16 protein-coding genes, 2 tRNA genes and 1 pseudogene are annotated in these 12,985 nt (G+C 41.3%); 4 read left to right on the top strand and 15 right to left on the bottom strand.

Annotation, left to right across the window (positions count from 1 at the left end):
• Positions 1 to 60: 60 nt before the first annotated feature.
• Together DRF59_RS00985 and DRF59_RS00980 are read right to left on the bottom strand one after the other, a co-directional pair.
• Positions 61 to 561, bottom strand: a complete 501-nt coding sequence (locus tag DRF59_RS00985) for a transposase (protein ID WP_115956427.1) — start codon at positions 559 to 561, stop codon at positions 61 to 63.
• A 4-nt stretch (positions 562 to 565) separates the two neighbouring features.
• Complete coding sequence (locus DRF59_RS00980; protein ID WP_115956426.1) at positions 566 to 1,021, bottom strand: MarR family winged helix-turn-helix transcriptional regulator; 456 nt, start codon at positions 1,019 to 1,021, stop codon at positions 566 to 568.
• Positions 1,022 to 1,304: 283 nt separating this feature from the next.
• Between DRF59_RS00980 and DRF59_RS00975 the strand changes: the two genes are divergently transcribed.
• Together DRF59_RS00975 and DRF59_RS00970 are read left to right on the top strand one after the other, a co-directional pair.
• Positions 1,305 to 1,377 (top strand) — tRNA-Lys (locus DRF59_RS00975).
• Positions 1,378 to 1,608: 231 nt separating this feature from the next.
• Positions 1,609 to 1,681 (top strand) — tRNA-Lys (locus DRF59_RS00970).
• A gap of 526 nt (positions 1,682 to 2,207) precedes the next feature.
• Here the strand turns inward: DRF59_RS00970 and DRF59_RS21050 are convergent.
• Positions 2,208 to 3,212 (bottom strand): annotated as a pseudogene (locus DRF59_RS21050) (recombinase family protein); the annotation flags it as partial.
• A gap of 27 nt (positions 3,213 to 3,239) precedes the next feature.
• Positions 3,240 to 3,401 carry a hypothetical protein gene (locus DRF59_RS20875; RefSeq protein WP_167456628.1) on the bottom strand — a complete coding sequence of 54 codons (162 nt, stop codon included), beginning with the start codon at positions 3,399 to 3,401 and terminating at the stop codon, positions 3,240 to 3,242.
• A gap of 560 nt (positions 3,402 to 3,961) precedes the next feature.
• Between DRF59_RS20875 and DRF59_RS00950 the strand changes: the two genes are divergently transcribed.
• A complete protein-coding gene (locus DRF59_RS00950) occupies positions 3,962 to 4,495 on the top strand; it encodes an antirestriction protein ArdA (RefSeq protein ID WP_115956646.1) in 534 nt (177 codons plus the stop codon).
• 63 nt (positions 4,496 to 4,558) lie between these two features.
• Positions 4,559 to 4,969 (top strand): hypothetical protein, encoded by a 411-nt coding sequence (locus tag DRF59_RS00945; protein ID WP_123873639.1) that lies wholly within the window; start codon positions 4,559 to 4,561, stop codon positions 4,967 to 4,969.
• A 292-nt stretch (positions 4,970 to 5,261) separates the two neighbouring features.
• On the opposite strand, the gene DRF59_RS00940 is transcribed toward DRF59_RS00945, so the two are convergent.
• The 11 genes from DRF59_RS00940 to DRF59_RS00885 form a co-directional block, all read right to left on the bottom strand.
• Positions 5,262 to 5,684: a response regulator gene (locus DRF59_RS00940; RefSeq protein ID WP_115956422.1), complete on the bottom strand. Its 423-nt coding sequence runs from the start codon at positions 5,682 to 5,684 to the stop codon at positions 5,262 to 5,264.
• The gene (locus tag DRF59_RS00935) at positions 5,681 to 5,944 is read right to left on the bottom strand and encodes a hypothetical protein (protein ID WP_115956421.1); all 264 of its coding nucleotides are present in this window, start codon (positions 5,942 to 5,944) and stop codon (positions 5,681 to 5,683) included. Before DRF59_RS00935 ends, DRF59_RS00940 begins: the two co-directional genes overlap by 4 nt.
• Before the next feature lie 758 nt (positions 5,945 to 6,702).
• On the bottom strand, positions 6,703 to 7,137 hold the full coding sequence (locus DRF59_RS00925) for a DUF3872 domain-containing protein (protein WP_115956419.1): 435 nt from the start codon (positions 7,135 to 7,137) through the stop codon (positions 6,703 to 6,705).
• 11 nt (positions 7,138 to 7,148) lie between these two features.
• Positions 7,149 to 7,706 carry a conjugal transfer protein TraO gene (locus tag DRF59_RS00920; protein ID WP_115956418.1) on the bottom strand — a complete coding sequence of 186 codons (558 nt, stop codon included), beginning with the start codon at positions 7,704 to 7,706 and terminating at the stop codon, positions 7,149 to 7,151.
• A gap of 17 nt (positions 7,707 to 7,723) precedes the next feature.
• The gene (gene traN, locus DRF59_RS00915; protein ID WP_115956645.1) at positions 7,724 to 8,626 is read right to left on the bottom strand and encodes a conjugative transposon protein TraN; all 903 of its coding nucleotides are present in this window, start codon (positions 8,624 to 8,626) and stop codon (positions 7,724 to 7,726) included.
• A gap of 26 nt (positions 8,627 to 8,652) precedes the next feature.
• Positions 8,653 to 9,981 carry a conjugative transposon protein TraM gene (gene traM / locus DRF59_RS00910; RefSeq protein WP_115956417.1) on the bottom strand — a complete coding sequence of 443 codons (1,329 nt, stop codon included), beginning with the start codon at positions 9,979 to 9,981 and terminating at the stop codon, positions 8,653 to 8,655.
• Positions 9,971 to 10,255 carry a nitrogen regulatory IIA protein gene (locus DRF59_RS00905; protein WP_115956416.1) on the bottom strand — a complete coding sequence of 95 codons (285 nt, stop codon included), beginning with the start codon at positions 10,253 to 10,255 and terminating at the stop codon, positions 9,971 to 9,973. The genes traM and DRF59_RS00905 overlap by 11 nt, the downstream gene beginning before the upstream one ends.
• Positions 10,256 to 10,270: 15 nt before the next feature.
• The gene (locus DRF59_RS00900) at positions 10,271 to 10,699 is read right to left on the bottom strand and encodes a hypothetical protein (RefSeq protein WP_115956415.1); all 429 of its coding nucleotides are present in this window, start codon (positions 10,697 to 10,699) and stop codon (positions 10,271 to 10,273) included.
• Positions 10,700 to 10,709: 10 nt separating this feature from the next.
• Positions 10,710 to 11,333, bottom strand: a complete 624-nt coding sequence (gene traK / locus DRF59_RS00895; RefSeq protein WP_115956414.1) for a conjugative transposon protein TraK — start codon at positions 11,331 to 11,333, stop codon at positions 10,710 to 10,712.
• Positions 11,334 to 11,347: 14 nt separating this feature from the next.
• Positions 11,348 to 12,343, bottom strand: a complete 996-nt coding sequence (traJ, locus tag DRF59_RS00890; protein WP_115956413.1) for a conjugative transposon protein TraJ — start codon at positions 12,341 to 12,343, stop codon at positions 11,348 to 11,350.
• Between the two features lie 3 nt (positions 12,344 to 12,346).
• On the bottom strand, positions 12,347 to 12,979 hold the full coding sequence (locus DRF59_RS00885) for a DUF4141 domain-containing protein (RefSeq protein ID WP_115956412.1): 633 nt from the start codon (positions 12,977 to 12,979) through the stop codon (positions 12,347 to 12,349).
• Between the last annotated feature and the right edge of the window lie 6 nt (positions 12,980 to 12,985).

The following is a 12,985-nucleotide window of genomic DNA, read 5'->3' as shown; positions in this document are numbered from 1 at the left end:
AATGGCCCGGATATCAAGTAGTTATCAGGATCCAGGAATGAGGAATGATCATACTCTTATTCAACGTAAATTAAAGATTTTAATAAGCAGGGGAATAAATCCCAGTGAAACAGCAACGAAGATAGCAACCCTCACATAGTTGAGAGTTTGCCAAAGTGAAATCTTCTGAGTCAGATCCTCTGAGAAACCCGGCAATTCTGCAATCTTTTGAAAATGAATGATATTGGGAGCAAAAAATGATAAGGTCCAGATCCTTAAGGATGCATGAACGACAAATAAAATCAGGAGCCAGTTTCTTACCGGATCAATTTTCCAGCAAAATATGATCGCAAGAATAAATGCTGCTTCATGCAGTGAATGAAATATAATCCAGAAAACTTTAAGGCTTATTCCTTTTCCATCTGAAAGCAGCTTCAGACTGTCAGGAGGTGATGAAGCCCATTTGGGTACAAATACAAACGTTTCAAAAATCTGGGCTCCGTTCATCAGGAAATAAAGTAAAATTGTAATTCCCAGCCATATTTCGGCCCGTGTTACATAGGTTGTTGTTAAGCTGTCCATGGTTTTATGTATTGTTTAAGTGATCTGCAGTTTCCTTCATAATTAAGGTCGCTTCTTTAAAATAGCGTTCAATGATTTTTATTTCGGTCTCTGAAAAAGTTGAAATAAGAGCGGTTGTTTTTTGTTGCAGTTCATCAAAAATCGGCCCCAGTAATTTCATGCTGTTTTCAAGGTCAGGAATGATAAAAACTTTTCTTCTGTCTTCTTTGGCAAACTGCCTTTTAAGCAGTTCCTTTTTTTCCAACCGGTCTATCAAACCTGTTACAGCACCGGTAGTAAGCCCTGTTATTTTTGAGATTTCCCCGGCTGTTATGGATTCATACTGAAGGATAAGCCCCAGATATTTATGGTCTGCACTTGAGAGACCTGCTTTTCTGGCAATAGCTTCATGCATAAATACAGATGCATCAGAGTATTGTCTGCTGGCTTCCCTAAATTGCCGGATTACCTTTTTATTCATTTATTTTAGTATATGATTATCTTAGTTGCTAAGATATGTTTTATTTTTGATTTGACCAAATGTCTAAATGATCCAATTTACATATAGTCTTTCATACCAGATCACAAAATATACATTAAGTATTGATACGGTAATTGGTTTAATAACAGAATATTGCATTCTGATTAAGATTTTTTAGGGTAAAAACATTCAAAAAAAATTGGAATTAAATGTATAATTACTATCTTTGCAGTCCCTTAAACAAAGGGATTTACTTAAAAATGGAAACATAAAAAGTAAGGCCGACTCGGTAGCTCAGCTGGTAGAGCAATACACTTTTAATGTATGGGTCCTGGGTTCGAATCCCAGCCGGGTCACAATTGGATGATCAGACTTGATCATCCATTTTTTGTAGCGGGATTTACTACAGATTATCTTTTTGATTTTATATAAATTAATCTGCCTGTCTGCCTGTTGTTTACATTTAAATACAAGGCTGGGAACCAGAAAATGTTCAGAAAAGATTGGATTCAAACAGATAATTATTATCTTTGCGGTCCCTTAAATAAAGGATTTGCTTGAATATGGAAACATAAGAAGTAAAAACTGACTCGGTAGCTCAGCTGGTAGAGCAATACACTTTTAATGTATGGGTCCTGGGTTCGAATCCCAGCCGGGTCACGTCTTGGGACAAGTCTAAAAATGATAGACTTGTCCCATTTTTTTTACCCTGTAATTTGCTGGTATTCTGATAAATAAGCATTATCGCAGAATTTATCTTTCGAGTTCGATGTCGTGTCCCGTCAAATTCCAAAAATTCAGGGAACATCGAACTTATTATTGTCCTTTTTTCTTCTATATCCCCGTTTTCATAGCGTCTATCAATGTTTGCGACCTTTTTTAAGGTAGATGCTACCAAGTCCCTAATTTCAGTTCCTACCGATGCTAAAGCATTCAACTGTCCCTCCAATTTTTCAATCCTGCCTTTGGTCAATTTCTTCACTTCTTGGAAATCATCATCTGCCATCTCACCATCTGCGTTCTTTAATAGTGCATTTTGATAACGTTTGTTCAATGTATCAATCTCACTTATGATATTGGTTCTTTCACTGTTTTGGGCTTTAGTTTTATTATTGAAGTCTCTTATAAAGGCTTCAATGAAAATATCCACCATACCCTCCTTTGGAGATAGATACTTCAATTGTTTTATAAATGCCTCATTTGCGGCTTCCGCCCTGAACCGTGTTCCGCAAGAAGAACTACAATGATAATAGTTGTAGTAATTACCCATTTTTCCCTTTGAGGCACTCCCCGTCAACATCCTTTCGCATTTAGGACATTTTAGAAAGCCTCTAAGTGGCAGATTGTCCATTGCCACTATTTTGGGCTTTATTTCCCTCATTCTTCCATCAAGAACATCTTGAACATCCGTAAACATCTTTTCGCTGATTAGCGGTTCATGCTGTCCAGCCACGAAGTACCCTTGCTCATCTTTGTATGGAGGAATGAAAATCTTGCCGCAATACAATGGGTTTCGCAAGGCTACCCAAAAATTATTCTTACTAAACCTACCTTTACCATCGGTTTTTTCCCGCACCATTTTCCATATCTGTTCGGTATTGAAATTGTTTGCTACAATCTGCTCAAATGCCCATTTCAAAACGGGAGCTTCAACTTCATGTGGAGCAATAAATTTCTTTTTATCCTCCGTTATTTTATTGATATATCCTAATGGAGCCGTACCCATATACCGTCCCTCTTTTTTTGCCCTGCGCATTCCGTGGAAAACATTAAGCGCCCTCCGGTCATTTTCAACTTCCGGTGCAGCGAGATAGAATGCCAGCATGATTTTATTTTCGGGAATGGTCAGGTCTAAGGGTTGTTCTATTGCTCCCGGTTCAACACCGAATGTCCGCAATTGATTAATCATTTGATAGGCATCTCCAGCATTTCTGCTGAACCTATCCCATTTGGTAAATAGTAAAAATGCTCCTGACTTACTATTTTTGGTTTTGCGTAGGTTGGATAAATATCTCTGCCATTCGGGGCGTTTGAAAGACTTGGCCGAATGGTCTTCTATATAGACATCCCTTATTGAAATACCTTTTATTTCACAATATTTTCGTAGACGTTCTTCCTGGTCACGTTGCGAATATCCCTTGTCCGCCTGCTCATCGGTCGATACACGTATGTACAAATCTGCCTTTCTCATCACAACAACTTTTCTTGTTCTACTGGATTAGAGGTTTCCCCTTAGATACTGGTTAACTGCTATGTGAGCAATTTTTTGGACAAATGCCAAGATGATTTTAGCTTCCTCTATATCTACTTCCGTTCCTTTCTTTTTCAAGATTTGCATAACTCTTTCCGGAGTTAATTCGTTCCCTTTTTCTTTCTCCATCTTCAACTCATTTTCACCTGTTAACCATGCGGAATAGCCCGCACAAACAAACATAGAGAGCTGACAGAAAGGATATTTGAAACTGGCTTCCGGTAGCACTATTTGGCTTTGATTGTCATCGAATGTGTTATGATTTGGTGTTCAAAAATTCAGTGAATTAGAACTGTTGTTTCAATCCATTGGGAACCATTTGCCAATGTAATCTTCATTGTTTCCACTCCTGTTTTTTTATTCAAAGAGCCAGTATGCGGTTTTGTCCCGTTGTCAAGAGCAAAGGTTGGACGTGTTCTTAACGGAGGCAAAAGGTCATGCAAGTTTGAAAAAAAATCTCCACCCGTTGGGTAAGTATTTTTTTTCAAAACCTTGTGCCTCCTAAACACTAACCTAAACTGCTCGTGAAACGAAACATAGCATACTCCGGCTCTTTAGACGAATAAAAAAAATGTCAAGCATGAAGATTAACAGCATTGGAAATGGTAATGAAACGAAACAGCACCTCCTCTCATTACCGAATAAATCAGAAAAAAAATCAATTCAAATCACGATTAAACACTAAAGAAATGACACATCAAATCAATATATCAGAAGCAAGCGTATATGTAGGAACATACCATAAATACAATGAGGGTTCAATATTCGGAAAATGGTTAAACCTATCCGACTATACAGACAAAGAAGAATTTTACACAGCCTGTAAAGAACTTCACAACGATGAGGAAGACCCCGAATTTATGTTTCAGGATTATGAAAATATCCCGGAGGGTTTAATCAGTGAATACGGGATGAGCAACAACATATTTCAGGTTATAGAGGCTTTCGGGAATATGGACGAAAACCAAAAAGAGCCATTCTTAATATGGTGCAATAACGGGCATCATAGCCTATCAGACGAAGATATAGACGACTTAATCAGTGCCTTTGAAAGCGACTATATCGGGGAATATAACACCGAAGAAGATTTTGCCTATGAACAAGTAGAAGAAATGAATTTACCCGACTTCGCAAAAAGATACTTTGATTATGAGGCGTATGCAAGGGACTTGTTTTTGGGCGACTATTGGAGCGATAGCGGCTATGTATTCTACAATTCATAAATACAATTTTTCAATCACAGGCGACCGCCTGCAAAGGTGGTCGCCTTTAAAAAATCAATAAAGATGAAAGCATTAAAAGAAATGAACAACGTTGAAAGGGCGTATTTGCTTGCAAAGCTATTCCCTGAAACCCTAAAGGAATTGACCGTTTTTGTACAACAGGAAACGGAGCGTTTCAGAACGCAGGAGGAATATATGCGTAGCATTTGGGCAGACAAAACCCTCATAACCGCTGATTTTTGGTTTGGCTTGGTAGGCAATACCGAACATATATTAAAGCAATACAACGTGATGTTACACCGTAGCACACGGGTATTTTCCGACCAACTATTCGACGGATACAATGCCATATTTCTAACAAACTGCCTGTTAGAGTATGCGGACACGAAAGAATGCGACCGTAAGCTGAAAGAGGCTATACACTTGCTTTTCGGTTATGCTAAAATGATAGCAACCTCTTTGAAGGAGGAATAAGTTATGTCAAATTGAATTTACGGGAGCGGTAAGCGTTCCCATAGCCTGACCCGAAAAATCGGGGGGGGGGCAAAAAGACAGATCCTACCGATGGTCGGAACAGTCTTTTTGCCTTAAAACGGTACAACCCCTTTGTCAAAATGCAATGCCTGCGCACCATTCCATCCGATACATTTTGCCAAACATGTTGCGGAAATTTTAGTGGGATATTCATTATCCCATTTATTATTTTTGGAACGGACTACTTTCTTTCGTGAGTTGGCGAAAAAGAAAGTAGCAAAGAAACCAAAGATTATGATTGCCCTTTTAAATATTCCTTAGCTATCCCGCTAATTCCCACGCTGAAATATTTTTTGCCTCCGTTCAATGCGTTAACGGCGGTTACTATCTCGTTAGGGTCGGCATATTTCAGTATATAGCCTGATACACCCGTTTTCAGCATATCTTTCACGCTTCTTTCGTCATCATCCATGCTCGAAATCAATACGTTTAAATCGGGATATTTTTCGAGCAGCAATTTAGTCGTTGCAAAATCCTCTTCTACGATACAAACATCCGGTAAACCATCGCTCGTTATTTTTTCAAGGGCTTGTTGCCCATTATCCGCTTGGAAAAATATATTGAAACCTGCATTTTCAAGTTGTTTTACAGATATATCCCGAAGTTGTGCATGGTAATTTATAACCGCTACACGAATTATATTCCCGTTATTCATAATTTTTCATGTTGTTTTTTGCGCTTGAACCATCCTTTACTTTCTCTGTTTGGTGTTATAGCGGTAGGATTTTCCTTTTGTATATCCCTTACGCCATGAGCAATCAGCCAGTCGTAAAACGTCTGTACATTATCAGGTACGAAGTGTATCAGGTTGCCATTTTTGAAGGATATGATAAAAAAGTCGATAGTAACCGCAAAAGCCGATAATTCGGAAGAAGGAAATTTTAAGTCAGGATAGGTATTGTTTGCAGTGTCCATAATGTACGTTTTTTCAGTGTCGGAGCCTGCAACAAAAAAGAAGCGCAGGCAACTACACTTACCGCACATTGAGGCACTGGTATGCCCGACAACGAATAAGCGAGCGCCCACGCTTTTGACGTGAGCGTTCCTACTTATTTGTCCCGTTGTCTAAAAATTACCAGTTTTCAATGTGGGACTTAAAGCAAAAACACTTCAAGTATTTTCTATATTTTACATAGCAAAGATAACAATGTTGGTTCTCTTACACAACCGTGTATTTTATCTTTCTGCTTATTTATGGTTAATAGTTTAATTCAGCGTTCTAAGGGTTGGCTCAAAAGAAAACGGTACAGTCCCCTAAAGACCTGTACCGTTCTATATAATATTTGTATTGCTGATTATCGTGGTTTTTGCACTTCCGTATTTTTGGTAGTAATTTCTTTTTTCTCACGGGAATAGACCCATAGCGACAATAGCCCGAATATAATCAAGGCATAAGCTGCCCATTTGCCGACCCGTTCGATAAACTTAATGGCAACTGACTTTTCATAGCTTGAAAACCCCTCCGCTCCCATAGGGCTTCGCCTGTAAAACTTTCTGCGATTAATCCAATAACGCAATCCCAAGCCCGTAACTAAAAATATTATGCCTATAACCAATGATGCAACCATAACGATGACCTATTTATTTCTACTGTTTAAATTTACTAAAAAACCATAAAGTAAGAGGCTTCTAAATGAAAAAATCCTGCCACAATTCGGCAGGATTTTATGTTGTTAATCACTACTGTTAAACTGAAAACTGACCTGTTTTTCATTTCCGAAATTGTCGCTTATCCAAATATCAAAGGACTGCGAAACGGCGGACTGTGAAGTATAATACAACCTGAACTGTCTTGCTGGCAACGGATAAAGGTCGTTGGGCTGATACACTGGTTCGTTATGATACCGTAATGTACCTTGTCCGTCAAACTGGAAGTAGCGTATATAGTATTCCGCATCGTTGAAGTTTCCGCTTCGCTCTATCGTAATCCTTATTTCAACGGTCTGTCCGTTCGCTACATCTCCCGGAACTGGCATTACCTTAACCTCAAACGGATAATTCTGTTGTATCTCCAATTCATCCTTATCACAGGACGATAACATGATGGCACTTGTAAAGACCAGGACAAGCATCCATAAAATTTTGCTTTTACTTAATAATCGTTTCATTGTTGTTCTTTTTAAAAGTTAAATCTTAGCCCAACGCCTGCTGATGGACGGAACTGTTTTAAATCCGTACCCCATAATACTTTGGTACGACCTTGCAGGAGCAGCACCAACCTGTCAGATAAATAGGTTTCAAAAGACAAACGCCCTCCGGCTCCGTAGATAAAATTGTCTTTATCGAGGATTTTTGAACCGTCAAACAGTCTTGCCTCACTGCGGTTAATGGTTTCGTAGCCTGCCACGGCCATAAGCCCGGCGTTTAAGGTGAACGTTTTTCTTGCATCGCCCAATAGCTGAAGACTGTAACCCATTTCGCCTGTATAGGTTTCGAGCGGTATCCGTACAGTCCTGTAATCGGCAAGCCCGTGGGTATATTCAGCCCCCCATATCCAATAGCTACCGTTCTTTCCGTAAACGGTCAAGGTCAAATTCAGGTAGTAATTGTCGCTTATTTCTTTGGACAATAAACCTGCGTTTATTTCCAGCCCCTTTTGTCCGGGTGTCATTCTTTGTGCCTGTACTGCCGTAATGCTCAACATGGCAAACATCACGGCAAAAATGTATTTTAACATTGTTCTTTCTGTTTGGGTTAATTAATTTTTAGGTGCATATCGTTTATCAGTTTGGCATGTACCAAATCCGAATTTTCGATTTCAAGCATTTGCTGTCTTCCACCGTTCTTTTCAAAGATTTCAATCACCAATACTTTATCATCCGTTATCGTAAATTGGTCGAGCAGGAACACGTTTTGCTCGGTAGTATTGCCCATAATTTCATCGAGCGGTTTGTACATACGCAACGGGTTCATCGGCTTTTCCTGTACCACGGTGCGCTTCGCTACTTTCTTATCCACGACCTTGAAGTTCACAAAGTCAATCTGAAATGGCACATTGCTTTGGTTGCGCAGCTCCGTATGGAAATAGAACTTACCGTTGTGAACGTATATGCCTTTCAGCAAGAACTGGATGCCGTAGCTTTTTGCCCCGATATGCTTTACAATTCTTTTGTTCTTTTTGTAAATGGTTTCCATGAGCAAGCCTGCCAGTGATGGCGAGTTGCTACCCAATTCTTCAAACAACACATCGTTACCGTTTTCCCTGTCGGATGCTTTTTGCATCGTTAGCAAGTCATAGTTGAGCGTTGCAGGATAGCTACTATAAAACACGTTGAAATTGTAGAAACGTCCGTCATCGGTAATGACTGAAAAATTGGTTTCTTCTTCAAAATCCCTAACGGTAGCTTTTACACGCAATACGTTTTCCGCATCTTCGGCTTTTCCTGCAATCAGGTATTCACTGCCCAAATCCACATAGCGGATTGCCGCCGGGAATATCAAATGAGAGGTCTTGTTATACGTTACTTGCATTTCGTAAGGCTCTACCTTACCCATGCTTAATTTACTCGTGGTGGATGCCACTTGTTGTGCGTTCGTACCTGTACTAAAGGCTATTAAACAAACTATTGCCAAAAGGCTTTTAAATATTGCTTTCATTTTCTTTCTGATTTTTTTGTTGAACATTAGTTTTTTGAAACAAGGAATAACTGATGACCGGCTTTAACGGTAACTTTTGGCGTTCTCATTTTCTTGGAGAAATACCCCGATATACCTTGCACCACGCCACGGGATAGGTCGCCCGCCGCCTGTTGCCCGGCGGAACGGGTCATCATAATGGAAGTACCGGAGGTCTGGCTCATGTTGGAAGCGATTTCCGTTAAAGCATTCATTTCGGGCGAATAAGGCACATACAGACCCTGCTGTCCGTCCAAATCGTACACGGTTATATCCACAGGAATAATATTGCCCTCAAACTCAACGGATGTTACTTTTAACTGTAACCTGCCATTCTGAAATTTTGCATTTGCCGTTAGTACCGTCCCTACGGGAATGGTACGGCTGGGCGTTTTTGCTGTTTCCAGCAAACGCAACCTAATACCGCTTTCATCGGTTACGGTCTGTGTTTCCTGTACAATTGCCCTAATGCTGTTTTTAGGCTGTTGTACCTGTTCGCTTGTTCCGGTTGTATAAAATCCCCTGTTGCGGGTTTCGTTCCAATTTGCAAGGAAAGCACTATCGGTCGGTTCACGGTACAGGGCTGATACAGCATTTTTCCTGATAGGCTTGAAAGCCACAAAATGCTCTTTTTGTGTACCGCCCTTTGTCGCAATAATCGTATCGGGTTTGTTGGATGGTGTAGTCGTACTGGACGGTAAATATTTAGCCGCCATTTCATAGGACTTTTCCATCAACGTCAACTGGTCTTGGACGGTATTGTTTGGTGGTACGTCCTTTTCTGCCAACTGCTCTTTCAGTTCGTCAATCTGTTTACGGAGTTCCTGCGTTTGATTATCGTTGTTATCATAGAACGAGGTCAGTGTATTCTGTGCATTGCGGTAACTGTTCAATGCCGGATTTGCATTCCTGCGTGTACCGCCTCCGTCAGCAGATCCGTCTTCGTAACCCTCATCCGGTAGAACTGCTTCCTTATTGGCGGTACTGTCTTCATTCCAATAATCCGACAGGGACATAAGGGAACTACGCTTTTCCTGTGTTTTTTGTTCGAGCATTTCCTGCTCATAAGCCTTTTGCTTATCCGACTGCATACCTGCATCGGTCGCCTGTGGTACGGCATCGTTCAAACCAATATCTTCTATTTTATTTTTATCCGAAGACGGTTTGAAGATTAGGTACATACAGCCGAGAAACACCACGCCCATGAGGGCGAAAATGATGGGTTTCTTTAACTTTTCGGCTTTGCTCTGCGCACCGTCTTTCGGCACGTCTGTTCCGGTTTTCTGCCCGTCATCTTCGACCAGAAAACTCACTCTTTTGTTTTCGCTATCTTTCATACATTTTACGTTTTAAAATTGTTGTTATACTGTCCTGCGGACTTGCCGAGGACTTTTTTTGCTTAATAAGCGGGTTTTCGATATGCTCTATTGTCAGCTTGCCATCGCTCTCGCCAACATCATAACATACTTTCGCTATGACGATAAGGGACAATGCTGCATAGCCTGCAAAGAGTAGCAGCGTATAGTGGTGTTGCCTTTTAACAGGTAAATCCCGCCACTGCTCATCGAGCCTATCAAACCATTTACTGATTGTTGTTCTCCATTTTTTCATGCCTGATTATTTAGTTTAGTGCCTGAAACCTTTGCCTTTGGGAACAACCTTTTGCACAGGCGTATCGCTTACCATAGCGATTACCTCCTTAGCTTTGGGAGCAGTAATTACGGATAGATTGGTCAGTTTCGACTGTTTCAGTAACCCGCCGAACTGGTCTTTCTTTGCAACTTCCATTTTATGGAGGAAGAATTTTCCGTTCAGGTACTTTACCCACATACTGCATTCTATCCGTGGCTCATCTTCACCAGTCCATTGGAGGAAGCCTGTCAGCAGCAGTTCAGATTTAGGTGTTCCCTCTGTACCTTTCCGGCAATTTTCGAGATATGTACCTATGCTTTCTTTCAATTTTCCGGCATACGCACCCTGCGTATGGAAATAGCCATTATATCCTTTGGCTGTAAGGATTTTGGCAAATGTGTTTAAATCTGATAATGCTTCCATAAGATTGATTTTAACGTTCTATGACCTCTATGTCCTTGTTTTCCAGCACGGCGAACTTTTCGATATTGAAGCCCTGTGGGTTGTTGTCCGAACGGACGGAGTTTACGAGATAGCAGGAGGTTACAAGGTTTCGTCTTGTAACATTGCTGGAACGGATAATGAATTGTTTGGCGTAGGTTCTTACAGCATAAGGATAGTTGTCGAAGTTGCAGACCACACTATCTACTTCGATGCGTTGCTGTACATTGCCCGAAATGATACGGTTATAGTAGCCCTTTTCCGACAGGTCTTTGTAGTAATCAAAAGCCGATTTATCAGCAAGGTTAAACGCCCGCTTCATATTGCTTTCGATGGCATTCTTGTCCGGTGCAAGGGTGAAAAACAACTCGTGGAAACGCCTTACGTGTTCACGGGCTTCCACAGGTCTGTTAATGCTTGCATCCTGTGACAATGCCAGCATCAATGATTTGCCATTGTCCAGTACATATACTTTTTGCCGTTGTAATTCCGCAAAGCGGTAGGACTGCCATACGGCATATCCTACCACTGCAATGCAGAGAATGGCAAATACAATAGCATACAGTCTTATCTGTCTAAAACTGTTTTCGATATTTCTTAAAGTCTTAAATTCCATTTTTACGATGATTATTATTTGTTCATTAACCTGCCGCCTATATTGCCAACTGTGGCTCCCGTTCCGGCTCCGGCGAGGTTTCCGGTTTTCGATGCCGTAGAGTTTACGTTGCGCATGAAATTTCCTGCACCTCCCGCCTGTATCACCCAGCCCGCCACCGTTGGAATGGTGAAATAACCCACAATGCCAATCAGCATGAAAATGATGTACACGGTGTTGGATGTGTCGGGTATAAACGTTGGGTCGGCAAGCATTTCAATATCCCTTTCCAGTATGAGCGATTGTATTTTTGCCAGTATGGAGCTGAACATATCAGATATGGGCAACCACAGATAGACACTGATATATCGGGTCAGCCATTGCGTAAGCGTAGACTGAAGACCGTCCCATACGCTTATGGCAAAGGCTATTGGCCCCAATATCGAAAGCACAATAAGAAAGAATGTTCGTATCGTGTCTATGACGAGTGCCGCCGCCTGAAACAGTATTTCCAGCAGGTTGCGAAACCATTCCTTTATCGCTTTTTCTATCTTGTAGGCTTGCCTGTCAAGGTACATTCCCGACATGGTTGCCAAATCGGACGGCGACCATCCCAATTCGTCCAGCTTCTTATCAAATTCCTCATCGCTTACGAGGTAAGCGGTTTCGGGATTGCGTAGCATTGCCTCCCTTTCCAACTGGTCTTTCTGCTGTTGCAGCTTATTCAGGTCAAGCACCTGGTCTTCGAGCATGGCGTGTGTGCCTTTTACCAAGGGGGACATTACCGCATTGATTGTTCCCAATACCATTGTTGGAAAAAACATGATACATAGCCCGATGGCAAAAGGTCGTAAGAGCGGAAACACGTCTATTGGTTCTGCCCGGCTCAATGCCTGCCATACTTTCAGGGCAACGTAAAACAGTGCGCCCAGTCCGGCGATGCCTTTTGCCACTGCCGCCATGTCTGCCGTTAAAGGCATCATTTCATCGTACAGGCTCCGCAGCATTTCGTGAAGATTATTCCATTCCATAGCTTACCAGTATTTTTGTTCAGCAGTGCCGTACAGTTCCAGCACCCTTTTGGTATTGTTCTGTTTCTTGGCTCTCAAAATGCTTACGGAGATGTTCTTATTGGTGTAATAGCGCACAAGGTTGTGATAGTCCTTTACCTCATTGTACACCTTGTCTATGATGTCCATGCGCTCTTTGTCGTTCAGGGAAAGTCCGGTATTGTTGACAATTTGTTTCAGTTCTTTCAGCAACTCTGTACTTTCGTTCAGGAGCGTGGAATAACCGTTGGCGATTGCCGCCAATTCCTGTGGGGTGAAATTTGGGTCGTTCATCATCTTGCCGAAATTCTTCACATACATTTCGGATACATCGCCCACCAGCAAAACAGTCTGCTGTACCTTACGGGCATCTTTCACCAAGTTGCTTACGGCTTTCAGTTTGTCGTAATATTCCTTACCCTGTTCATACACTTTTTTTACCTCGTTGAAATTCTTAACGACATTCGATACGGTGGATGAGGTCTGTATGATTTCGTTGGCACTGTTGATGATACCCGATGCAAGGTTTGCAGGGTCAGTAACTATCCATTGTGCCTTAGCGGATGGTGCAACGGCTAACATTAATACCGTACACACCAGTAACATTGCTTTTTTCATTGCTTC

Origin of the sequence: Chryseobacterium flavum (assembly GCF_003385595.1) — a bacterium.
In the GTDB taxonomy this organism is placed as follows: domain Bacteria; phylum Bacteroidota; class Bacteroidia; order Flavobacteriales; family Weeksellaceae; genus Chryseobacterium; species Chryseobacterium flavum.
This window is presented reverse-complemented; position numbering and strand designations above follow the sequence as displayed.